Annotated in this window: 23 protein-coding genes; 13 read left to right on the forward strand and 10 right to left on the reverse strand. The window is 64.8% G+C overall.

The annotated features are described in order from the left end of the window. Positions 1 to 53: 53 nt before the first annotated feature. Positions 54 to 842: an exodeoxyribonuclease III gene (locus AC2FMD_RS13060; protein ID WP_496742448.1), complete on the reverse strand. Its 789-nt coding sequence runs from the start codon at positions 840 to 842 to the stop codon at positions 54 to 56. A 192-nt stretch (positions 843 to 1,034) separates the two neighbouring features. Continuing rightward, positions 1,035 to 1,721 (reverse strand): response regulator transcription factor, encoded by a 687-nt coding sequence (locus AC2FMD_RS13065; protein WP_149775464.1) that lies wholly within the window; start codon positions 1,719 to 1,721, stop codon positions 1,035 to 1,037. A gap of 160 nt (positions 1,722 to 1,881) precedes the next feature. On the opposite strand from AC2FMD_RS13065, the gene ribA reads away from it, so the two are divergent. Further along, the gene (gene ribA / locus AC2FMD_RS13070; RefSeq protein ID WP_496742447.1) at positions 1,882 to 2,976 is read left to right on the forward strand and encodes a GTP cyclohydrolase II; all 1,095 of its coding nucleotides are present in this window, start codon (positions 1,882 to 1,884) and stop codon (positions 2,974 to 2,976) included. After that, complete coding sequence (locus AC2FMD_RS13075; RefSeq protein WP_496742446.1) at positions 2,973 to 3,473, forward strand: L,D-transpeptidase family protein; 501 nt, start codon at positions 2,973 to 2,975, stop codon at positions 3,471 to 3,473. The genes ribA and AC2FMD_RS13075 overlap by 4 nt, the downstream gene beginning before the upstream one ends. Here AC2FMD_RS13075 and AC2FMD_RS13080 read toward each other — a convergent pair. Further along, a complete protein-coding gene (locus AC2FMD_RS13080) occupies positions 3,457 to 4,116 on the reverse strand; it encodes a YggS family pyridoxal phosphate-dependent enzyme (protein WP_496742445.1) in 660 nt (219 codons plus the stop codon). The genes AC2FMD_RS13075 and AC2FMD_RS13080 overlap by 17 nt on opposite strands. 102 nt (positions 4,117 to 4,218) lie before the next feature. Then, positions 4,219 to 5,232: a porin gene (locus tag AC2FMD_RS13085; protein ID WP_496710755.1), complete on the reverse strand. Its 1,014-nt coding sequence runs from the start codon at positions 5,230 to 5,232 to the stop codon at positions 4,219 to 4,221. A 279-nt stretch (positions 5,233 to 5,511) separates the two neighbouring features. Between AC2FMD_RS13085 and AC2FMD_RS13090 the strand changes: the two genes are divergently transcribed. From AC2FMD_RS13090 to AC2FMD_RS13110, 5 genes are all read left to right on the forward strand, one after another. After that, positions 5,512 to 6,000 (forward strand): DUF3576 domain-containing protein, encoded by a 489-nt coding sequence (locus AC2FMD_RS13090; RefSeq protein WP_496680340.1) that lies wholly within the window; start codon positions 5,512 to 5,514, stop codon positions 5,998 to 6,000. A 72-nt stretch (positions 6,001 to 6,072) separates the two neighbouring features. Continuing rightward, positions 6,073 to 8,610: a leucine--tRNA ligase gene (leuS, locus tag AC2FMD_RS13095; protein WP_496742444.1), complete on the forward strand. Its 2,538-nt coding sequence runs from the start codon at positions 6,073 to 6,075 to the stop codon at positions 8,608 to 8,610. Further along, complete coding sequence (lptE, locus tag AC2FMD_RS13100) at positions 8,597 to 9,097, forward strand: LPS assembly lipoprotein LptE (RefSeq protein WP_496742443.1); 501 nt, start codon at positions 8,597 to 8,599, stop codon at positions 9,095 to 9,097. The genes leuS and lptE overlap by 14 nt, the downstream gene beginning before the upstream one ends. Then, on the forward strand, positions 9,094 to 10,122 hold the full coding sequence (gene holA / locus AC2FMD_RS13105; protein WP_496742442.1) for a DNA polymerase III subunit delta: 1,029 nt from the start codon (positions 9,094 to 9,096) through the stop codon (positions 10,120 to 10,122). Before lptE ends, holA begins: the two co-directional genes overlap by 4 nt. Positions 10,123 to 10,195: 73 nt before the next feature. Next, on the forward strand, positions 10,196 to 10,792 hold the full coding sequence (locus AC2FMD_RS13110) for a glutathione S-transferase family protein (RefSeq protein WP_496688657.1): 597 nt from the start codon (positions 10,196 to 10,198) through the stop codon (positions 10,790 to 10,792). Here the strand turns inward: AC2FMD_RS13110 and AC2FMD_RS13115 are convergent. Then, positions 10,759 to 11,967 carry a TIGR03862 family flavoprotein gene (locus tag AC2FMD_RS13115; RefSeq protein WP_496680332.1) on the reverse strand — a complete coding sequence of 403 codons (1,209 nt, stop codon included), beginning with the start codon at positions 11,965 to 11,967 and terminating at the stop codon, positions 10,759 to 10,761. The genes AC2FMD_RS13110 and AC2FMD_RS13115 overlap by 34 nt on opposite strands. 49 nt (positions 11,968 to 12,016) lie before the next feature. Between AC2FMD_RS13115 and AC2FMD_RS13120 the strand changes: the two genes are divergently transcribed. Beyond that, the gene (locus AC2FMD_RS13120) at positions 12,017 to 12,313 is read left to right on the forward strand and encodes an HNH endonuclease (protein ID WP_496680331.1); all 297 of its coding nucleotides are present in this window, start codon (positions 12,017 to 12,019) and stop codon (positions 12,311 to 12,313) included. On the opposite strand, the gene AC2FMD_RS13125 is transcribed toward AC2FMD_RS13120, so the two are convergent. Genes AC2FMD_RS13125 through AC2FMD_RS13135 form a run of 3 tightly spaced genes read right to left on the reverse strand, consistent with a single transcriptional unit; the run spans position 12,314 to position 14,399 of the window. Beyond that, on the reverse strand, positions 12,314 to 13,048 hold the full coding sequence (locus AC2FMD_RS13125; protein WP_496742441.1) for a VOC family protein: 735 nt from the start codon (positions 13,046 to 13,048) through the stop codon (positions 12,314 to 12,316). It lies immediately after the preceding gene. Beyond that, positions 13,045 to 13,653 carry an enoyl-CoA hydratase/isomerase family protein gene (locus AC2FMD_RS13130; protein ID WP_496680327.1) on the reverse strand — a complete coding sequence of 203 codons (609 nt, stop codon included), beginning with the start codon at positions 13,651 to 13,653 and terminating at the stop codon, positions 13,045 to 13,047. Before AC2FMD_RS13130 ends, AC2FMD_RS13125 begins: the two co-directional genes overlap by 4 nt. Then, positions 13,650 to 14,399: an SDR family oxidoreductase gene (locus AC2FMD_RS13135; protein WP_496688651.1), complete on the reverse strand. Its 750-nt coding sequence runs from the start codon at positions 14,397 to 14,399 to the stop codon at positions 13,650 to 13,652. Before AC2FMD_RS13135 ends, AC2FMD_RS13130 begins: the two co-directional genes overlap by 4 nt. A gap of 134 nt (positions 14,400 to 14,533) precedes the next feature. On the opposite strand from AC2FMD_RS13135, the gene AC2FMD_RS13140 reads away from it, so the two are divergent. The 5 genes from AC2FMD_RS13140 to lpxK all read left to right on the forward strand — a co-directional run bounded on the left by AC2FMD_RS13140 (position 14,534) and on the right by lpxK (position 20,627). Then, complete coding sequence (locus tag AC2FMD_RS13140; RefSeq protein WP_496742440.1) at positions 14,534 to 16,057, forward strand: DUF2125 domain-containing protein; 1,524 nt, start codon at positions 14,534 to 14,536, stop codon at positions 16,055 to 16,057. A gap of 216 nt (positions 16,058 to 16,273) precedes the next feature. After that, a complete protein-coding gene (locus tag AC2FMD_RS13145) occupies positions 16,274 to 17,620 on the forward strand; it encodes a TldD/PmbA family protein (RefSeq protein ID WP_496742439.1) in 1,347 nt (448 codons plus the stop codon). Next, positions 17,607 to 18,410: an inositol monophosphatase family protein gene (locus AC2FMD_RS13150; protein WP_496688646.1), complete on the forward strand. Its 804-nt coding sequence runs from the start codon at positions 17,607 to 17,609 to the stop codon at positions 18,408 to 18,410. The genes AC2FMD_RS13145 and AC2FMD_RS13150 overlap by 14 nt, the downstream gene beginning before the upstream one ends. Continuing rightward, a complete protein-coding gene (locus AC2FMD_RS13155) occupies positions 18,407 to 19,642 on the forward strand; it encodes a 3-deoxy-D-manno-octulosonic acid transferase (protein WP_496742438.1) in 1,236 nt (411 codons plus the stop codon). Before AC2FMD_RS13150 ends, AC2FMD_RS13155 begins: the two co-directional genes overlap by 4 nt. Then, positions 19,629 to 20,627 carry a tetraacyldisaccharide 4'-kinase gene (lpxK, locus tag AC2FMD_RS13160; RefSeq protein WP_496742437.1) on the forward strand — a complete coding sequence of 333 codons (999 nt, stop codon included), beginning with the start codon at positions 19,629 to 19,631 and terminating at the stop codon, positions 20,625 to 20,627. The genes AC2FMD_RS13155 and lpxK overlap by 14 nt, the downstream gene beginning before the upstream one ends. Here the strand turns inward: lpxK and AC2FMD_RS13165 are convergent. Both AC2FMD_RS13165 and AC2FMD_RS13170 read right to left on the reverse strand, forming a co-directional pair. Next, positions 20,624 to 21,736 carry a CaiB/BaiF CoA transferase family protein gene (locus AC2FMD_RS13165; protein WP_496710765.1) on the reverse strand — a complete coding sequence of 371 codons (1,113 nt, stop codon included), beginning with the start codon at positions 21,734 to 21,736 and terminating at the stop codon, positions 20,624 to 20,626. The two genes, lpxK and AC2FMD_RS13165, sit on opposite strands and share 4 nt — an antisense overlap. Next, entirely contained in the window at positions 21,736 to 22,401 is a 666-nt protein-coding gene (locus AC2FMD_RS13170) for a DsbA family protein (RefSeq protein WP_496795100.1), read from the reverse strand. Before AC2FMD_RS13170 ends, AC2FMD_RS13165 begins: the two co-directional genes overlap by 1 nt. Position 22,402: the final 1 nt, after the last annotated feature.

Genomic DNA, 22,402 nt, shown 5'->3' on the forward strand with positions numbered 1-22,402 from the left:
TATGCAACCGGGCGCGGCGGAAACCAAGAGCCGTCGCACCGGTTCAGGGCGGATCAGAGATCAAAGGTCGCAAAAACCGGCGCGTGGTCGCTGGGCTTCTCCCAGCCGCGCGCTTCGCGCAGGATGCGGCTGGAATGACCCGCGTTAGAGATGTCGGGCGTCGCCCAGACGTGATCGAGGCGCCGCCCCTTGTCAGCCGCATCCCAATCGCGGGCGCGATAGGACCACCAGCTGTACAGCTGCCCCTCGGGGATGTCTTGCCGGGTGATGTCGACCCAGCCGCCCGCGTCCTGCGTTTCGGCCAGCTGCTCGACCTCGATCGGCGTGTGCGACACGACCTTGAGCAGTTGCTTGTGCGACCATACGTCATCCTCGCGCGGGGCGATGTTCAGGTCACCAACCAGAATGGATTTCTGTGGCTTTTCGGCGTGGAACCAGTCGCGCATGTCGGTCAGGTAGTCCAGTTTCTGGCCGAATTTTTCGTTCACGTCCCGGTCGGGAACGTCGCCGCCTGCAGGGACGTAGAAATTGTGAATGATCACACCGTTTTCCAGTTGCCCTGCGACATGGCGGGCATGGCCGAGCCCGGCAAAATCCCGGTCACCCAGGTCGGTGATCGGCAGGCGCGACAGGATGGCCACACCGTTGTAGCCCTTTTGCCCGCGGGCGATCATGTGGGTGTAACCCAGTTCCGCGAAACCTTCGGTCGGGATCTTGTCGACCGGCGATTTGCATTCCTGCAAGCACAGCACGTCCGGTGCCTCCTCCTGCAGCAGTTTCTGCACGATCGGCTCGCGCAGGCGAACGGAATTGATGTTCCAGGTGGCCAGAGTGAAAGGCATGATCGGGGTTCCCTTGTCGCGACCGGGGCAACCTAACGCGGCAAGTGCCGGGGTGCCATCCGAAAAAAAGCCGGGCCAAAGGCCCGGCAGTCCAACAGGGAGGTACATGTCATGACCCGGACATGCGCGGGTTGCGAGTAACCTAAAGATGTCTATAGAGTATCACTTTGATCCACATCAATCCACCAATCGTTAGGAAACCAGGCGATATCCGCCGGATTCTGTGACCAAAAGGCGCGCATTCGAGGGATCGGGCTCGATCTTCTGGCGCAGACGGTAGATGTGGGTTTCCAGCGTGTGCGTGGTGACACCTGCGTTATAGCCCCAGACCTCGTGCAGCAGAACATCGCGCGGCACGACACCGTCGGTGGATCGGTACAGGAACTTGAGAATGTTGGTTTCCTTCTCGGTCAGGCGGATCTTGCGGTCATCCTCGGTGATCAACATCTTCATCGCCGGCTTGAAGGTGTAGGGCCCAAGAACAAAAACCGCATCCTCGGATTGTTCATGCTGGCGCAGCTGCGCGCGGATGCGGGCCAGAAGCACTGGAAACTTGAAGGGTTTCGACACGTAGTCATTGGCCCCGGCATCCAACCCGAGGATCGTGTCGGCGTCGCTGTCATGGCCGGTCAGCATCAGGATCGGGCTCTTGACCCCCTGCTTGCGCATCAGCCGGCACAGCTCGCGCCCATCGGTGTCGGGCAGGCCCACATCCAGAATCACCAGGTCATAGATCGCCTCGCGCGCGCGCTCCAAAGCAGACTGACCGTCCGAGGCCTCAAACACGTCGAAATCCTCGGTCATCACCAGCTGTTCGCTCAGCGCTTCGCGCAGGTCCTCGTCGTCATCGACCAGCAGGATTTTCTTGAGTTGCGCCATGTCCCGGTCCTCCTTTTGCTTTTGCATCACTTGAGCTTGGAATATGCAATCCACAAGTTTTGCTGCAACGCTCTCACGCCCTCGTGTCTGATGGACGGGAAATGTTTCACATTCGGCGGCGAACGGGCTAGGACGAGACAAACGTTACAGGATAACATCGATGAGTCTGATTCCCGACATCACCGAATTGCTGGCGCGCGCGCGGGCGGATCTGCGCATGGGCGTTCCCGTGGTGCTGGTCGATGACGGCGGCCGTGGCGTAGTGGCCGCGGCGGCCGAGACCTTGGGGCCGCAACGTCTGTCCGATCTCCGCGGTCTGGGCGATCAGCCCGTGGTTGCCATCACCAACCGCCGGGCCGAGACCCTGAAGGCGCGCGCCTATGACGGCGATCTGGCTCGTGTCGTAATCCCCGCCGATGCCGACCTTGCCTGGGTGCAGGCCGTGGCAGACCCGTCCGATGACCTCGATTCCCCGATGAAGGGTCCGCTGATGACCCAGCGGAGCGGCAATACCAACCTGCACCGCATCGCCATTGCCTTGGCCAAGACCGCGCGCCTGCTGCCGGCGGCAGTGGTCGTACCCGTCGAGGACGGGCGCGCGTTTGCCGCCTCCCACGGGCTGACCTGCATCGACCATACCCGCGCCGCCCCACATCTGGCCGATCGCAGCCCCCTGCACGAGGTGGTCGCCGCCCGCCTGCCGATGGAGGTCTCCGAGGCCGGGCGGCTGCATGTATTTCGCCCCAAGGACGGCGGTGAAGAACACTATGCCATCGAAATCGGCCGGCCCGACCGTTCGAAACCGGTTTTGGCGCGGCTGCATTCTGCCTGCTTCACCGGCGACCTGATGGGCAGCCTGAAATGCGATTGCGGCCCGCAGCTGCGCGGCGCCCTGGCGCAGATGGGAGCCGAGGGCCACGGCGTTCTGCTGTATCTCAACCAGGAGGGCCGCGGGATCGGCCTGGCCAACAAGATGCGCGCCTATTTCCTTCAGGATCAGGGGTTCGACACGGTCGAAGCGAACCACCGGCTTGGGTTTGAGGATGACGAGCGCGACTTCCGCCTCGGGTCCGACATCCTGAAGTCAATGGGCTTCAGTTCGGTGCGACTGCTGACCAACAACCCCGCCAAGATCGCGATGATGGAACGCACCGGGATCGCCGTCACCGAACGTGTGCCGCTCAAGGTCGGGGAAACAGCGCACAATCGCGGCTATCTGGCGACCAAGGCGGCCAAGTCGGGCCATCTGTTGTGAGCCCGCACGATCTGGTCCTGTCTTGGCGCGGCGCGCGGTTTCTCGGCAGGACGTTCCCCTGCACGATCGGCAAAGGCGGCCTGACCAACGCCAAACGCGAAGGCGATGGCGCCACCCCGACTGGCGTTCTGCGGATCGTAGGCATGCTGTACCGGCCCGACCGGATTGCGCCACCCGCCCCCTGGGCCCTGCCGATCGGGCCGCGCGACCTGTGGTCGGATGATGGTGCTGACCCGGACTACAACCGGCATGTGCGGGCGCCGCACGGGTTCAGCCATGAACGCCTTCGGCGGGCCGATCCGCTGTACGATTTGGTTCTGATCACCGACTGGAACTGGCCCGATGCAGTGCCTGGACGCGGATCAGCCATCTTCATCCACCAATGGCGCCGGACGGGCTATCCGACCGAGGGCTGCCTGGCCTTCCGCCGTGACCACCTGCACTGGATCGCGCAAAGGGTCACCCTGGGCACCCGAGTGATCATTCCCCCGCTTTGACCCGTTCGCCAAAGATCGCCGACCCCACCCGGACATGGGTGGCCCCCAACGCGATCGCGGTTTCGAAATCGCCGCTCATGCCCATCGAGAGACCTTGCAGCCCGTTGCGCGCGGCGATCTTGGCCAGAAGGGCGAAATGCAGCGCCGGTTCCTCGTGCACCGGCGGGATGCACATCAGGCCGCGCACGGGAAGGTCCAGCCCTTGGCATTCGGCGATGAAGGCATCCGCATCGGCGGGCAAAACGCCGGCTTTCTGCGGTTCCTCTCCGGTGTTCACCTGGATGAACAGATCAGGGCAGGCGCCCGTCTCTTGCGCCAACCGCGCCAGGGTCTTTGCCAATTTGGGCCGATCCACTGAATGGATGGCATTGCAAAGATCCATCGCCTGCCGCGCCTTGTTGGTCTGCAACGGGCCGATCAGATGCAGGTCGATGCCGGAAAACCGCTCGCGGAAGGCGGGCCATTTCGCGGCAGCCTCCTGCACCCGGTTTTCGCCGAAACAGCGGTGGCCCTGCTCGAGCACGGCCTGAACCCTGTCATTTGGTTGAACTTTGGATACGGCAATCAGGGTCACGGACCCGGCTAGCCGCCCGGCGGCGGCTTCGGCCTTTACGATGCGATCTTTGATTTCCTGCAACGACATGGATTTCCCCTGTTCCGGTTTCGCGCCAGAAAAACACCATGTCGGCGCAAAAGAAAAGGGCGGGTCCGAAGACCCGCCCCAAACCTTGCGGTTCAGATCAACTTAGAAGTTGAACTGAGCACCGAAGTCGGCACGCATGGTCGAGTCTGCGCAGACGTCGCAGTCCGACACACCGATACCACCGCGCAGCGATGCGCCGCCGCCCAGGTCGTAGATGGCGCCGATGCCGTACTGCTGGGTGTCAGCGTCAGCCGAACCGTCACCGTAAGCGGCGGTCAGGGTCAGAGCAGAGCCAACGTTGTAGGCCAGCGACAGACCGTAGGCGGTGCCGTCGGTTGCTGCAACTTGGGTTGCGTCGTCAGCAACGAACAGGGTGCCCGAGAAGTCACCGAATTCGCCACCCAGGGTGAAGACGGTCAGGCTCGGATCTTTGCCTGCCAGAGCGTCGGTCTCACCGTAGGCCAGAGCGGCAGTGATGTTGCCGAAGGTGTAGGTTGCGCTGATGTCCCAACGGTCGGCATCGGTTGCAACGCCGTTCACACCAAAGGTGGCTTGGTCATACGACGCACCGAAGGCGAAGTCGCCGACTGCGTACTGGAAGAACACACCGTTCGCACCCGAACCGGTCGACGAATAGCCGGTGAAGGCATAGTCAACGCCCGAGTACTGGCCGATGAAGTTTTCCAGGCCCGGTTCGTTACCGTAGTAGTTGGCCAGGTTGTCAAACGCGCCGGCAATGTTGCCCGCGTCAACACGCAGACCACCGTAGATGACCGAGAAACGTGCGCCGTTCAGGCCAGCCGAGTTGGCTTCACCGGTGCCGGCGTTCTCGTCGGCCTGCAGGCGGACGCGTGCTTCAAAGCGGACGCCACCGTCGGTTTCCGCGATGCCGTCGATGTTCAGACGGAAACGCGAAACCAGGATGGTTTCGTCGGTCGCGACAGCAGCGGTGCCGGTGGTGGTGCCGCTGGCAGTGGTGGTGAAGTTGGTCACAACGCCGGTACGGTCTTCTTGGTAGCCGATACCAAAGCGGCCATAGCCGCTGAATCTAACTTCGGCCGCGGCAACCGATGCGGTTGCGATCAGTGCGGTCGATGCGAAGAGAACTTTTTTCATCTTGTTTCCCTCGGTTTCAGTAATTTCTACTCGACACATGCCTGCTGCACATGTCTCAGCACGCAGACCGTTTCGCTCTTTTTGCCCCCTCAGCGCAAGCTTGCCTTAATTCTTTTGCAGTCATTGCCCCGGAATTGGTGCAAGGATGCCACAGTTGGTTTGAGGGCGTGTTTTCGGCACCGCCATGGCGCCTTTGGAAAGAATGGGCTTGTTGCAACACAACAGCTTGTCTAGGAGTATCACCCAACAGTCTAACCAGCAGAACAGGACATGCCGACGATGCGCCTGCAGACGATTTCGGGTTTGTTGATTTTGACCGTCTCGGTTGCGGCCTGCGGGCAGAATCGCTCGGCACAGCCCAATCCGAACTATCTAACCACCGACGGCAGTTCGTCAGAGGCTCGTGAACTCAATGATCCGAATCGTTCGACCATCTGGGATGTGTTCGGCCCCAACAACTCGGAACAAGTGACACAGGTCAATCGGTACCTGTGGGCGGCCTCGCTGGATGTGCTGAATTTCCTGCCGATCGAAGAGGTGGATCCGTTTACCGGCGTGATCGTAACGGGTTACGGCAGACCGCCGGGCGGCGGGCGGTCTTATCGGGCAACGGTGCACATCAAGGATCCGGCCCTGGCGGCGCGGTCCCTTTCGGTGGCGCTGCAGACCAGCGGAGGCGCGCCGGTCAGCGCCGCCACCACGCGTGCGGTCGAAGATGCGATCCTGTCGCGGGCGCGCCAGCTGCGGATCGCGGACAACAAGCTCTAGCAACCCGCAGAAAATCACAATATTACCACGCCGGGCCCCTGCCCGGCGTTTTCATTCACGAAGGACCGCATGATGTCGCGTTACTCGGCCAACGAAATCGAAGCAAAATGGCAAGAGGCCTGGGACAAGGCCGGGATCTTCACCGCCAAACGCACGGCGGACAAGCCGAAATACTATGTGCTGGAAATGTTCCCCTATCCGTCGGGGCGCATCCACATGGGGCATGTGCGCAACTATACCATGGGTGACGTGATCGCGCGCTACAAGCTGAGCACCGGGCACAACGTGCTGCACCCGATGGGCTGGGACGCTTTCGGGATGCCGGCGGAGAATGCGGCCATGGCCATAGGTGGCCACCCCAAGGACTGGACCTATGGCAACATCGCCGACATGCGCGCGCAGATGAAGCCGCTGGGCCTGTCGATCGACTGGTCGCGCGAGTTCGCGACCTGCGACCCGGAATATTACGGCCAGCAGCAGGCGCTGTTCCTCGACATGCTCGAGGCGGGGCTGGTCTATCGCAAGAACGCCGTGGTCAACTGGGACCCGGTGGACATGACCGTGTTGGCCAACGAGCAGGTGGAAAACGGCCGCGGCTGGCGCTCGGGCGCGTTGGTGGAGCGACGCGAGCTGACCCAGTGGTTCTTCAAGATCTCGGAGTTCGCCGAAGAGCTGCTCGAGGCGCTGGATACGCTCGAGAACTGGCCCGCCAAGGTGCGCCTGATGCAGGAGAACTGGATCGGCAAGTCGCGCGGGCTGGAATTCGCGTTCGAGCGCACGGACGGTGGTGAGCCGATCACCGTCTACACCACGCGGCCCGACACGCTGCTAGGGGCCTCGTTCGTGGGCATCTCGCCCGATCACCCGATCGCCAAGCAGCTTGAGACCGAGAACCCCGAAGTCGCTGAATTCGTTGCAGAATGCCGCAAGGGCGGCACCACGGAAGAGGCCATCGAAACCGGCGAGAAGCTGGGTTTCGACACCGGCATCCGCGTCAAGCACCCGCTGGACCCGAACTGGGAACTGCCGGTCTGGATCGCGAATTTCATCCTGATGGATTACGGCACCGGCGCGATCTTCGCCTGCCCCGCGCATGACCAGCGCGACCTGGATTTCTGCCGCAAATATGACCTGCCGGTGATCGACACCTTCTTTGCTCTGGATGACGACACGCCGGTGGACAAGATCGCTTTCGTCCCGCCGAAAGAGCAGAAAGTGCGCTGGGTCAACCATTTCGCCGGTCTGACCGAGGCCACCGGACAGGAAGCCATCGACGCGACCATCGAGTTTGCCGAGAAAGCCGGCTGGGGCAAGGGCGTGACCAAGTACCGCCTGCGCGATTGGGGCCTGTCGCGCCAGCGCTACTGGGGCTGTCCGATCCCGGTGGTGCATTGCGACGATTGCGGCGTGGTGCCCGAAAAGAAGGAAAACCTGCCGATTCGCCTGCCCGACGATGTCACTTTCGACAAACCGGGCAACCCGCTGGACCGTCACCCGACATGGCGCGACTGTGCCTGCCCGTCTTGCGGCAAGCCGGCCAAGCGCGAAACCGACACGATGGACACGTTCGTCGATTCGTCGTGGTATTTCGCCCGTTTCACCGCCCCACGCGCGGAAACGCCCACCGATCTGGCCGAAGCCGAATACTGGATGAACGTGGACCAGTATATCGGCGGCATCGAACACGCGATCCTGCACCTGCTGTATTCGCGGTTCTTCGCCCGGGCCATGCATCTGACGGGGCATCTGCCGAAAAAGGCGATCGAGCCGTTCGACGCGCTGTTCACCCAGGGCATGGTCACCCATGAAATCTATCAGACCCGCGACGACAAGGGCCGCCCGGTCTATCACCTTCCCGAAGAAGTCGAGGACGGCAAGCTGAAGGCGACGGGCGAGCCGGTCGAGATCATCCCCTCGGCCAAGATGTCGAAATCGAAGAAGAACGTGGTGGACCCGGTCAGCATCATCTCAGCCTTTGGGGCGGATACCGCGCGCTGGTTTGTGCTGTCCGATTCGCCGCCCGAGCGTGACGTGGAATGGACCGCCGCCGGCGCCGAGGCCGCGCACAAGCACCTCAGCCGCGTGCATCGCATCGTGTCCGAGATCGCCGCATCCGACGCCCCGGCCAATGCCGAGGACGAAGCGCTGCTGCGCGAGATGCACAAGACCATTCATGACGTGACCGGCGGGGTCGAATCCTTCGGCTTCAACGCCTCGATCGCCAAGCTCTATGCGTTTACCAACACGCTGGCCAAATCCAAGGCGGGCGCGCAGGCCAAGCGGCAGGCGGCCAAGACGCTGGCGCAGCTGATGTCGCCGATGACCCCGCACCTGTCCGAAGAGCTGTGGCAGATGCTGGGCGGCGAAGGGCTGGTGGCGCTGGCGCCCTGGCCGGTGGCGGACGAGTCGATGCTGGTCGATGACACCGTCACCCTGCCTATCCAGATCAACGGCAAACGCCGCGCCGAAATCAGCGTGGCCAAAGATCTGGACAAGACGCAGGTTGAAAAAATCGCGCTCAGCACCGAAGCTGTTCAAAAGGCGCTGAATGGCGCTGCTCCGAAGAAGGTGATCGTTGTTCCGGGCCGGATCGTGAATGTCGTTGTTTGACCGCAGAAAAATGCTGCTGCCGCTGGCCGCCTGTGCGCTGGCCGCAGCCTGCGGGTTTCAACCCGTCTACGCGCCGGGGGCGGCGGGGTCCGCTCTCTATGGCAGAGTCGCGGTTTCAGCCCCGGACACGGTCGAAAGCTATCTGCTGGTGCAGAATCTGGAACAGCGGCTGGGGCGCGGCGCCGGTTCGGCCAAGGATTATAGGTTGAACGTGAAGGTCACCACCGCAACCCGCGGGGCAGCGATCACCACGACCAACGAGACCAACCGCTACACAATAGATGGGCGCGCGAATTTCACCCTGAGCTCGGCTGAAACCGGGCAGGTCGTCGCGTCGGGCACCGTGACCGATTTCGTGGGTTACTCGGCATCGGGTTCGACGGTCTCGACCCTGGCCGACGAGCGCGACGCAAAGGATCGCCTGATGGTCATCCTAGCCGATCAGATCGTGACGCGCTTGTATTCCACACCGGAACTGGCTTCATGAAGCTTTCGCCACGCGAGGCTGACGGGTATTTTTCCAAACCGGACCCCGACAAGACGGGCTTGCTGATCTACGGCGCCGACGCGATGCGCGTGGCGCTGAAACGCCAGCAGGTTCTGGCCGCGCTGCTTGGCCCTACCGCCGAGGAAGAGATGCGCCTGACCCGGATGCCCGGCGCCGATCTGCGCGGCGACCCGGCCATGCTGCTGGACGCGGTCAAGGCGGTCGGGTTCTTTCCCGGCCCGCGTGCCGTCTTTGTCGAGGAGGCAACCGACTCCGTCGCCTCTGCGATTCTGACCGCGCTCGAGGACTGGGCCCCGGGCGACGCGCAGATCATCGTGACCGCGGGCCAGCTCAAGGCCAGTTCGAAGCTGCGCAAGGCCTTCGAGGCCCATCGCAACGCCTATGCGGTGGGCATCTATGACGACCCACCCAGCCGCGCCGAGATCGAGCGGTCATTGGCACAGGCTGGCCTGACCGATATCCCGCACGGTTCGATGGCGATGCTGGGGGATCTGGCAGCCGAGCTCAGCCCCGGCGATTTCGCGCAGACGCTGGAAAAGCTGGCCCTGTACAAACGCGGGGACGGCACCGCGCTGACAGTCGAGGACATCGAGGCCTGCGCCCCGCAATCCAACGAGGCCGCGCTGGACGATGTTCTGAACGTGGTGGCCGAGGGCCGCGCGCCCGAGATCGGCCCGCTGATCCGACGCCTGCAGGCGCAGGGCACCAACCCGGTGACGCTGTGCATCGGCGCCACGCGGCATTTCCGTACTCTCTATGCCTGCGCTTCGGACCCGGGCGGCGCGGCCCAGGGCATCGGCAAGCTGCGTCCGCCGATCTATGGCAAGCGGCGCGACCGCATCCTGCGGCAGGCGCAGGCCTGGGGGGCGCAGAAACTGCAGACCGCACTGACCGTGCTGACCGATACCGACCTGTCCCTGCGGTCGGCCGGGCAGACCGCGCCGGCCATGGCGCTGGTCGAACGGGCGATGATCCGCATCGCCATGCTGGCTCGGTCACGCTGACGTGACGGGGCGTCGGGCTTGACGCACCGCCCTGCGCCACCAACCTGTAGGTCAGCCAAGACAGGAGCACGGCATGTACAAACTTTATGGACGCGTCCACAGCCGCGCTTCGCGGGTGATCTGGCTGCTCGAGGAATTGGGCCAGCCCTATGATTTGATCCCGGCAGGGCCGCATGATCCGCAGGTTCTGGCCCTGCATGAATCCGGCAAGGTGCCGGTTCTTCAGGTCGGCGATGCCGTGCTCTCGGACAGCGTGGCGATCATGACCTATCTGGCCGACAAGCACGGGGCCTTCACCTATCCGGCCGGAACCCTGGAACGGGCCGAGCAGGATTCGCTGGTCAACGCCATGCTCGAGGAATTCGATGCGCCGCTGTGGCTGGCCACCCGGCACGCATTCATCCTGCCGCAGGACAAACGTGTTCCGCAGGTGGTCGAGGTCGCGAAATGGGAATTTGACCGCAGCTTCCAGCGCATGGGCCGCCGCTTCAAGGGACCGTACCTGCAAGGTGACAAGATGACGATTGCCGACATCCTGTGCGTCCATTGCATGAGCTGGGCCAAAACCGCCGATTTTCCGATGAATTCGGATGTGCTGAAAGCCTATGGCAAGGACCTCCGCGCGCGGCCGGCCTATCAGAAACTGGGCGAGCTGGCCAAAACCGCCTGAGCGCTCAGCCAGTCGGCGGCCGATCGCCCGGCCCATCGCCCGGTGGCGAAACAACCGGTCAGAAGGTAGCCGCCGGTCGGTGCTTCCCAATCCAGCATCTCGCCGGCACAGAACACGCCCGGCAGCGCCTTCAGCATCAGGCCATCGGTCAGCCCGCTGCGCATGACGCCGCCCGCGGTCGAGATCGCCTCGTCCATCGGGCGCAGTCCCGCGTGGCGCACGGGAAGCGCTTTCAGCAGCCCGACCCAGTCGGCCCGGGTCACGACCTCGCCTTTGGTCATTTCGTGAAACAGCGCCACTTTCTGCGCTGGCAGGCGCAAGCCGTTTTTTAGCCACCGGCTGAGCGTGGTTTTCGCGCTGGTCGCGGCGAGGCGGCGGCGCAGTTCTTCCTGCGGCAGGTCCGGCACCAGATCCACACGTAACGGCAAGCCCGCGCGCAGGGCCGGGGTCAGCGGGTACAGCCCACCCCCTTCAAGCCCTTTCTCCGAGATCACCGCCTCGCCCCGGCTGATGCGATCGCCCGCCATCCACCGCACCGATTTGAGTGCCCGGCCGAAATGCGGCGTCATGTGCGGGCTCCAACCCATCGCCAGCGCGGCATTCGACGGCGCGAAAGGCGCCAACGGCACCCCCTTTTCCGCCAGAACCGGCGCCCAAGCCCCGTCCGAGCCCAGCCGCGCCCAACTAGCGCCGCCAAGCGCCAGCACCGTCGCCCCGGCCGCGACCCGTTGCCCGCCGTCGGGCGTGTCGAACACCGCCGCCGCGCCATCCCAGCCAAGCCAGCGCCAGCGGGTGCGGATCACAACCCCCATCCCGTCCAGCCGCTCCAGCCAGGCCCGCAACAGCGGCGAGGCCTTCTTGGCGCGGGGGAACACCCGCCCGGTCGAGCCGGTGAACAGCTCTTGCCCCAGACCGCGCGCCCAGTCCTGCACCATTCCGGCATCGAAATCGGCAAGCATCGGACGCAGCCAGTCCGCCGCCTGTCCATAGGCCGGCAGCAGAGTCTCGAACGGTTCATCCTTCGTCAGGTTCAGGCCCGATTTGCCCGCCATCAGGAACTTGCGCGCGACCGATGGCTTGGCCTCGGCCACCAGAACAGCATGCCCGGCCCGCGCCAGTTCCTCGGCTGCCATCAATCCGGCCGGACCCGCCCCGATCACCAATGCCTGCGCCATATCTTTCCTCTTGTCCCGGGCCGGGCCCGGGATAAATCTTAGCCTCGCCATGACCGAGGACTGCCCCATCTGCCCGCTCTGCGACCGCCCGATCCCCGACGGGACCGGCAGCCTGCACCATCTGATCCCAAAACTCAAAGGGGGCAAGGGCGGTCCCACGGTTCTGCTGCACGGAATCTGCCACAAGGAAATTCACGCCACCCTGACCGAAGCCGAGCTGGCCCGCAGCTACAACTCGGTCGCGGCGTTGCGCGGCCACCCCCGGCTGTCGCGGTTTCTGGACTGGGTGCGCAAACGCCCGCCCGGGTTCCAGTCGAAAGTGCCCGGAAAGCGCCGCAGCCGCTGATCAGGCGGGCACGAACACCGTGCCATGCGCGGCACGGACGGGTTCGGTCAGCCCTTCGATGCCGATCCCGCGCAGGTCGGGCGTGGGTACGATGACGGCACCGGGAATGTGCTGAAACTCCAGCGTGGTATAGGGCCGTCGCCACAGCCATTCGCGATTGCCGACGGCCCAGAGGTCAGGGCTGGGCGGTCGCTCCTGTGTGAAGGCATAGAAGTGCAGGTCGAACCCGTGCGGGGTTACATCCTGTATCGACAGAAGCCGCATCCCAAGGCTGCGACAGATCGCATCCTCGGCCTGGATGTCGCCGGAGCGTAGGGTGATCTGGCCCACGCAGGCCCGGTCGAACGGCGCCTGCACGGGGTCGGCCTTCGGGCGGTTGCATTCGAAATCATGTTGCAGCAGTTCGATCGCAAACCCCTCGGGATCGGTGAGATGGCTCAAATAGCCGATGTCCAGAAACTGCGCCGGTAGGCTGACCTTGACCCCCCTTCGCCGCAGCCAGTCCGCCGCCCGGTCCACGTCAGGCAAGGTGATGCCGATCTTCCAGTACCGCTGCCCACGATCCGCGACATACCCGCCCCCGCCGGGCTGCAACACGATTTCCGCACCCCGGTCAGGGTAGCTGACCCGCCAGTCCGCCCCGTCACGGCGCGACACCATGCCCAGCGCTTGGCGGTAGAACTCCGCCAGCCCGGCCGGGTCCGCCACGCGCAGATGCAGGGCAGCCAGCCTCATGCGCACATCCCGGCGATTCCGCAGGCGACATCAGGATCTGCCGCCAGGCTGTCGGAAACCAGCTCACGCGCGGTCTGCAACAGCATGTCGCGGGCCACCACCCGGTCGACCAGACCAAAGGCCAGGGCCTCGTCGGCCGTGATCTTCTGCCCGGCCATCAGGATCAGCTTGGTCCGTGCCGGCCCGATCAGCGCCTTCATGCGCAGCACGTCCGACGGCTGCGGCAGAAACCCCAGCCGCATCACCGGATAGAAGATCTTGGCCTCCGGCACCGCGATGCGCAGGTCGCAGGCCAACGCCATGCCGTTGGCCCCGCCCGCCATCGTGCCGTTCAGCGCGGCAACGGTCAGGCAGGGCAGCGCTGCGATGGCGCCCGACAGACGTTCCCATAGGTCCGAGGTGGCCAGACCCGCCCGCGCCTCGTCCAGATCGGCACCGGCGCTGAAGACCTTGCCGGCACCCGTCAGGATCAAGGCCCGCGCCTCGGTCGCCGCCTGGGCGATATCGACCAGTTCGGCCAGCATCGCCCCGGTCAGCGCATTGGCCTTGCCGGGATTGTTCAGCACCACGGTCCACAGGCCGTTTTCCTTAGTCAGTTCGATCACGTCAGGCCGACCCTCTTGCGGATGTCGTCGCGGCGCAGAGAAATCTCGGTGCCCAGAAATTCGTCGGCGTCGGCCGAGCACATCCACAACAGCGCGCGGGCCGGCCAATCGGCGGGGATATGATCTTCCCATTCAAGCTGGCTGACCGGGTTGATGCCGCTGGCCTTGATCGTCCGCTGCATGTCGGTGGCCACCGTGCCCGGCGACAGGCCCATCGCGCGGATGCCGTGATGGGACTCTTCCAGATGCAGACACTCGGTCAGCATCTTCGCACCCGCCTTCGAGGCGCAATAATGGCTCCAAGCCTCCACCGGGTTGGACGCAGCGCCCGACGAGACCGTCAGCACAGTTCCGCCGCCTGCGGCCCGCATCACCGGCAGCACCGCGCGCATGCCGTGGAACACGCCCTTGAGATTGATGTCGATGGCCCGACCCCAATCCGCCGGATCAGCCTTGGCCAGATGCGAAATCGGGTCGATCACCCCGGCATTGCCGATCAGCACGTCCACCCCGCCAAAGCGATCGACGCAGGCGGCCACCGCCTGATCGACCTGCGCGAAGTCGCTGACATCGCAGGCAATCGCGAGTGCCTGCCCCCCCAACTCGGCGGCCAGCGCGTCGATCTGCGCGCGGCTGCGGGCCACCAGCGCGACATTGGCCCCGGCTGCGGCAAAAACGCGCCCCGCCTCGGCCCCGATGCCGCGGCTGGCCCCGGTGATCAGCACTGTTTTTCCTTGCATGGACATCCCGTAATCCTTTCGGCTTGCAATCCGTTCAAGTCCTATCGCGCAAACGGGGAAAGCGTCCACCCCTTGCCCCCTTGACGGCGTGCGCCACAGGCCCGACGATGCGCGCGAATTTCAACACGAAGGGTTCCCTTATGTCCGTTTTCCTTCGCCGCACGGGCGGCGCCGTCCTGGCCTATGTTATCGCGACGCAAGGCGCGCTGGCAGACCTGACCGCCAACGATGTCTGGTCCGACTGGCAGTCCTACATGGGCAGCATGGGCTATGCCGTCACCGGCGATCAGAGTACCTCGGGCAACGTCACCAGCATCAGGAACATGACGCTGAAGATGGAGCTGCCGGACGAGGATGGCGCGTTCGACATGGTCATCCCGGAAATGACCCTGACCGAGAATGGCGACGGCACCGTCACCATCGGCTTGCCGGAGAGCTTTCCCATGACCATCTCGGGTCAGGCCGAGGGCGAGGCATTTTCTGCCGCACTTCTGTACACTCATGACGGTCTGAACATGGTCGTGTCCGGCACCCGCGAGGACATGACCTATGACTACGCGGCCCAGAGCCTGGGCCTGGCGCTGGGCGACGTCACCGTCGACGGCGAGACCATGCCCGAAGACAGCCTTGATCTGAGCCTGCGCCTGGCGGATCTGGCCGGCACGTCGCGCATGGTGATCGGCGAGGGGCGAACGGTCGATCAGACCTTCACCGCCGCCGATCTGACCTATGAGGTGGATTTCAACGAACCGGAAACCGGCGAACAAGGCCGGATCAACGGCAAGCTCGAGCAACTGGCCTTCGAGGGCCGGAACGTGATCCCGGCCAGGTTCAGCCTGGCGGATGTCCAGGCCGCCTATGAGGCCGGATTCGCCTTTGACGGCGCCTTCACCTATGTGGCGGGCCAGACCAGCATCGAGGGCACCAGCGAAGGCGAAGCGTTTTCGATGGCCAGCAGCTCGGACGGCGGCCGTTTCGCGGCCAGCATCGATGCGCAGCGTCTGGCCTATGACGTCGAACAGAAGAACGCCAAGCTGTCGGTCACCTCTGCCGATGTACCGTTTCCCATCGAACTTGCGATGGCCAAGGCGGGCCTGAAACTTGAGGCTCCAATTCAGGACAGCGGCGAGGTCGAACCGTTTGCCCTGGCCCTGAACCTGACCGATTTCACCATGTCGGACATTCTGTGGAGCATGTTCGACCCGGCCGGCGCACTGCCACGAGATCCGGCGACCATCGCGCTGGACACCACCGGTACGGCCAAGGTCCTGCTGAACATCTTCGATCCGGCCGCCGCCGAAGCGATGGAGAAGGCCGACGCCGTTCCGGCCGAGTTGCACTCGTTGAAGATCAACGAGCTGCTGGTTTCGCTGGTGGGCGCCAAGCTGACAGGCAACGGCGATTTCACCTTCGACAATTCCAACGCCGAACAGACCGGCGGCATGCCGATCCCGACCGGGGTGGTCAACCTGCAACTGGTGGGCGCAAACGCCCTGATCGACAAGTTGATCGAAATGGGGCTGGTGTCGGACAACGATGCCATGGGCGCCCGCATGATGATGGGCATGATGGCGGTTCCGGGCGAGGCGCCGGACACGCTGAATTCGACCATCGAATTCAAGGAAGACGGGCAGATCCTGGCCAATGGCCAGCGGATCAAGTGAATCCGGCCTGAAAGAGCAAAAGACAGGGGCGCGGGAACCCGCGCCCTTTTTTTGGCATCGCTCCCCGCGATCAGTCGAACAGGCCCGGTTCGTGCAGCGCGGCCTGCACCGACAGATGCGTTTTTCTGGCACCCGCCGCGCCCGGACCCGGCCCGCCTTGGGGCTTGCGGGGCCGCCTGTCGAAGGCTAGGTCCAATGCAAGCAGTCGGAGGCCACATGACCAACACACTCGAAGCAATCAGCGCCCGGATGATCGAACTGGCCGCCAAAGCCGGGGCCGAGGCGGCGGACACGATCGTGATCGACGGGGCCTCGGTTTCGGTCGAGGTGCGCGGCGGCAAGCTGGAGCATGCCGAGCGCGCCGAAAGCATCGATGTCGGGTTGCGGGTCTTTCTGGGCCAGCGTCAGGCCATCGTGTCCGGGTCGGACAGCCGCCCCGAAGCACTGCAAGCCATGGCCGAGCGCGCCGTGGCCATGGCCCGCGAGGCCCCCGCAGACCCTTTTTCTGGGCTGGCCGATCCCGACCAACTGGCGCGGAACTGGGACGGCGACGCGCTGGAACTGTTTGATCCGTCGCCCGCACCTTCCGCCGACGCGCTGATGCAGGACGCGCTGGCCGCTGAGGCCGCCGCCCTGGCCGTTCCGGGCGTGACGCAGGTGTCGGATGCAGCTGCCGCCTATGGGACGCATCGGGTGCATCTGTCGGCCACCAACGGATTCTCGGGCGGCTATGCCCGTAGCACCCGGTCGGTGTCCTGCGTGGCGATCTCGGGCGAAGGCACCGGGATGGAGCGCGACTATGACGGGGACAGCCGCACCTTTCAGACCGACCTGCGCAGCCCGGACGAGATCGGCCGGACCGCCGGTGAACGCGCGGTGCAGCGGGTCGGTGCGCGCAAGCCGCAGACCGGCCAGTTCCCGGTACTGTTCGATGAACGGATTTCATCCTCGCTGATCGGGCATCTTCTGGCGGCCAGCAATGGCGCGGCGGTTGCGCGCGGCGCATCGTGGCTGAAGGACAGCCTGGGCCAGCAGGTTCTGCCCGCACACCTGTCTCTGGTCGAGGATCCGCACCGCCCGCGCATTTCGGGATCGCGACCCTTTGACGCCGAGGGGCTGCCGACCGCCCATCGTGCGATCGTCGAAGACGGCGTTCTGACCGGCTGGACGCTGGACCTGTCCAGCGCGCGCAAGCTGGGCATGGCGCCCACCGGCAACGCCGCCCGTGGCGTGTCCGGCCCGCCCTCGCCCAGCAACTGGAACCTGAGTCTAACCCAAGGCACAGCGACGCGCGAGGATCTGTTGCGCGACATGGGCACCGGGCTGCTGGTGACCTCGATGATCGGATCGACGATCAACCCCAACACCGGTGACTATTCGCGCGGGGCGGCGGGGTTCTGGGTGGAGAACGGCGAAATCGCCTATCCGGTGAACGAATGCACCATCGCCGGAAACCTGCGCGAGATGCTGATGCGGATCATTCCGGCCAACGACGCGCGCCCCTATCTTTCGCGGGTAGTGCCCTCGCTGCTGATCGAAGGGATGACGCTTGCCGGAAACTGACCTGCTCCTGCTGATCGACGCGGCGCGCGAGGCCGGCAAGATCGCCACGCGGTATTCGGGTCGCGACGCCCGGCGCTGGGACAAACCGCAAGGCGCGGGCCCCGTCACCGAGGCCGATCTGGCCGTGAACGCGATGCTGGAACAGCGCCTGCCCGCCGCCCGGCCCGGCTATGGCTGGCTAAGCGAAGAAACCGAAGACAACCCCGACCGGCTGACCCGCGACCGTGTCTTCATCATCGACCCGATCGACGGCACCCGCAGCTTTGCCGAAGGTTCGAGCACCTGGGCGCATTCGCTGGCGGTGGCCGAGCACGGGCAGGTGATCGCGGCTGTCATCTATCTGCCCCTGCGCGACCTGCTGTTCGCGGCGGAGCGTGGCGGGGGCGCCACGTTGAACGGCCAGCCTATTCAGGCGACCCGGGTCCGGTCGGAATCCGAGGCCGAAGTGCTGGCCGCCAAACCCAGCCTCGACCCGCGACATTGGAAAGACGCCAGACCGCCCTCGTTTCGTCGGGCCTACCGGCCTTCGCTGGCCTACCGCATGGCCCTGGTCGCGCAGGGGCGGTTTGATGGGATGCTGACCCTGCGCCCAAGCTGGGAATGGGACATCGCCGCCGGCGAACTGATTCTGCACGAAGCCGGCGGGCAGTGCTCGGACCGTGCCGGCGACCGGTTGCGGTTCAACAATCCGAACCCGCGACTGAACGGCGTCGTGGCCGCCGGCCCCCGGCTGCACGAGCTGCTGATCCGACGGCTGGCACCGCCTGCAGACCAAGGCCTGCCGGCATGAGCAGACAGCGCTCTCTCAGCCTCGCGGCCTACCGGGTGCTGTCCTGGGGTGTACCCAGACCGCAGGATCACGGCACCCCCCCGCGCCCCGCGGGCGAACTGTTGTGGTTTCATATCGCCGACCGGCGCCGCCTGCGCGCGGCGAACGACTTTTGCCGTCGGTTGCAGCAGACCCGGCCCGGACTATCGATCCTCAGAACCGCTCCGCCCGAGACAGACCTGACCGGCTGGACCTCGGACGACGCCCCTGTCGTCTGCCTTCCGGGCGAGAGGACCGGCGCGGCACGCAGCTTTCTGGACCACTGGCAACCCGATCTCGGGTTGTGGGTTGGCGGTGGGCTCATGCCCAACCTCGTCATCCGCGCACATGACGCTGGAATACCTCTGATCCTGCTCGAGGCCGAACCGGATATCCGCGCAGCGCCGGCGGCGAAATGGGTACCCGACATCGCCCGCCACACCTTCGACTGTTTTCAGGCCATCCACGTAACGTCCGAGGAAACCGCACGACAGATCCGCAGACTCGGCGTGGCGACGAACAAAGTGTCGGTTTCCCCGCCTATGCGCATCAATCCGACGCTGCAATCTTGGCCCGAGGACGAATTGATAGAAACAACACATGCGGTGTCGGGGCGCCCGGTCTGGCTGGCGGCCTGGGTGGAACCGCGCGAGGTCATCTCGGTGCTGAGCGCGCACCGGCAGGCCATGCGGATGCTTCCGCGGCTGGCGATGGTCCTGCATGTCTCCGACCGGGGCGAGGTCGCCCCGCTTCGGCGCCGGCTCGAAGACATGGATCTCAGATGCGCCAACTGGGAAAACGGCGACCCGATCGAGGACATGACCCAGGTGATCCTGTGCGACGACCCCGAAACGCTGGGCTTGTGGTACCGGTTGTGCCCGGTCACCTTCCTAGGGCGATCGCTCGAGCAGGGCAGCGTCGGTTGCGACCCGATCATCGCGACCGCGCTGGGGTCGGCCGTCATTCACGGCCCTTTCGTGGGCCATCATCAGGACATCTACGACCAACTGGACAACGCCTCGGCAGCCTGCGTGATCAGAAGCGCAACCGAGCTGGGCGATACGTTGGTCGATCTGCTGGCCCCCGACCGGGCGGCCGACATGGCCTTGGCCGGTTGGGATCTGGTGACCGAGGGGGCCCCGCAGGTGGACACGCTGATCGACATGGTTCAGGACCAGTTGGACAAAGGCCGGATGGACGATGCGAGCACCTGAATTCTGGGATACCCCTCCGGACCGGCCCGGTCTGCGCGCGCGCCTTCTGGCGCCGCTGGGGCGGATATACGCGCGGGCCACGGCCCGGCGGGTGGCGGCTGGGCCCGGGATCGATCCGGGTGTGCCGGTGATTTGCGTCGGCAACCTGAATGCCGGCGGCACCGGCAAGACACCGACGGCAATCTGGGTTCTGGAGCAATTGCGCGATGCGTATCACACCCCGCATGTAGTCACCCGCGGCCATGGCGGATCGCTCGAAGGTCCGGTTCGGGTGGACCCATTGCGGCACACGGCCGCCCAGGTCGGGGACGAGCCCCTGCTGCTGGCGGCCTTCGCCGAGGTCTGGGTCGCCAAGGACCGTGCCGCCGGCGCCCGCGCCGCAGCCGAAACCGGCGCCACCGCGATCGTGCTGGACGACGGGTTCCAGAATCCTTCGGTGGCCAAGACATTCTCGATCGTGGTGGTGGACGCCGCTCGTGGCTTTGGCAACGGCCTGTGCCTGCCCGCCGGACCGCTGCGCGAGCCGGTCGATGTCGGGCTGCAACGGGCCGATCTGGTGCTGTCGCTGGGCGATCCGGCCGCGCAGGAGCGGTTCGCGCAGCTATGGGGCAACAAGCTGGGCGTTCCGCACGCAACCGGTCAAGTCACGGCGCTGCAAACCGGGATGGACTGGAGCGAGACTCCGGTTCTGGCCTTTGCTGGTATCGGCCACCCCGAGAAGTTCTTTCAGACATTGCGCCAACAGGGCGCGAGGCTGCTGCGGGCCGAGGCGCTGGACGATCACCAGCCGCTGACGCCGGCCCTGATGACCCGGCTGGAAAACGAGGCGCGGTTGCTGGGTGCGCAGATGGTCACCACCGAAAAAGACGCCGTTCGCCTGCCGCCCGCCTTCCGCAGCAAGGTCATCACCCTGCCGGTGCGCCTGCAGGTGGATCAGGCCGACGACGTGCGTCAGCGGTTGCTGACGGCCGCGCCGCCGCCCTAGTCGTCTTCGCCCAGTTTCGGGGCGGGGCGCGACAGGTTCAGATCGGCATCCGAAAAGACGAACGGCGCGCGGATTCCAGGCACCCCGTCCAGTTCGATCTGCATGCCGCGCGCGATCACCTGCGGATCGGCCATGACTTCGTCCAGCGTGTTGATCGGCCCGGCGGGGATGCCTTGCGCCTCGCAGGCGGCCAGCAGGTCGGCCTTGGCCCAGGTCGCCGTGGCGCCGTTCAGCCGTGCGATCAGGGTGCGGCGATTGGCCAGCCGGTCCTTGTTGTGCAGATATTCGGGCGCCTCGGCCATGTCGGGCAGGTTCAACACCTGACACAGGCGCCGGTACTGCCGGTCATTGCCGGTGGCGATAATGATGTGTCCGTCGGCACAGTCGAACACCTGATAGGGCGCCAAGTTCACATGTGCATTGCCCATGCGCTGCGGCACCTGGCCCGTGGTCAGATAGTTCAGCGCCTGGTTTGCCGTGACTGCCACGGCCACGTCCAGCAGGGCCATGTCCACATGCTGCCCGCGCCCGGTACGCTGGCGTTGGTGCAGCGCCGCCAGAACCCCGGCCACCGCATAGATGCCGGTGAACACATCGGTGATCGCCACACCTGCCTTCTGCGGCTGGCCATCGGGTTCTCCGGTCACGGACATCAGCCCCGACATGCCCTGGATGATGAAATCATAGCCAGCCCGATGCGCATAAGGTCCGGTCTGCCCGAACCCGGTGATCGAGCAATAGACGAGGCGCGGGTTCAACTGGCTGAGGCTGTCATAGTCGAGCCCGTATTTCTGCAGCCCGCCGACCTTGAAATTCTCGATCACCACATCGGCGTCAGCGACCAGCGCGCGCACCTTCTCCTGCCCTTCGGGGGTCGAGAAATCGGCGATCACCGACGCCTTGCCGCGATTGGTCGAGTGGTAATAAGCCGCCGAGACATCCTGATCGCGGGTCACGAAAGGCGGACCCCAGGCGCGGGTGTCGTCACCGGCCGGGGATTCCACCTTGATGACCTCGGCGCCCAGATCGGCAAAAGTCTGGCCGGCCCAGGGGCCAGCCAGAATGCGCGCCAGCTCGACAACCTTGAGACCGGCCAGTGGCCCGGTCATCAGTTGCCCAGTTCCTTTTCGATCAGAGCCTTGAACTCGTCATAGGACTGGTTGTCGACCTTCTTTCCGTTGACGACGAAGGACGGGGTGGACTGGATACCGTCTTTCTCGGCGTTTTTCTGGTACCAGGCGACGAGGGTTTGCGCCTTGGTGCCGTCCTGCAGGCAGGCTTCAAGCTGATCGCTGCTCAGCCCGGCCAGACGGCCGATCTTGCGCAGTTCTTCCACGATCTCGGCCGGGCCGCCGGCGCGAGTCCAATCGGACTGGCCCTGATAGATCAGGTCGGTGATGCCAAAGAACTTCTCGGGGCCACCGCAGCGCGCCACCATCGACGCCCAGATGCCGTAGCGGTCGAAATAGACCTCGCGGTAGATGAACTTGACCTTTCCGGTGTCGATGTACTCCTTCTTGAGCTGCTTGTACGGCCCTTGATGGAAATTCGCGCAATGCGGACAGGTATAGGACGCATATTCGATGATCTCGACCGGTGCATCCTCGGCCCCCTGAACCATCTCGACGATGCTCGAGGTGTCCAGATCGGCGCTTTGCGCTTCAGCGCTGCCGACCAGTTGTGGCACAGGCACGGTGCTTGGCGATTGGGTCAGCCAATAGCCGCCAGCGGCCACGGCGATGACCGCACAGATTGCGGTTGCGATACGGCTCATT

Source organism: Ruegeria sp. BHSC276, from assembly GCF_059612945.1.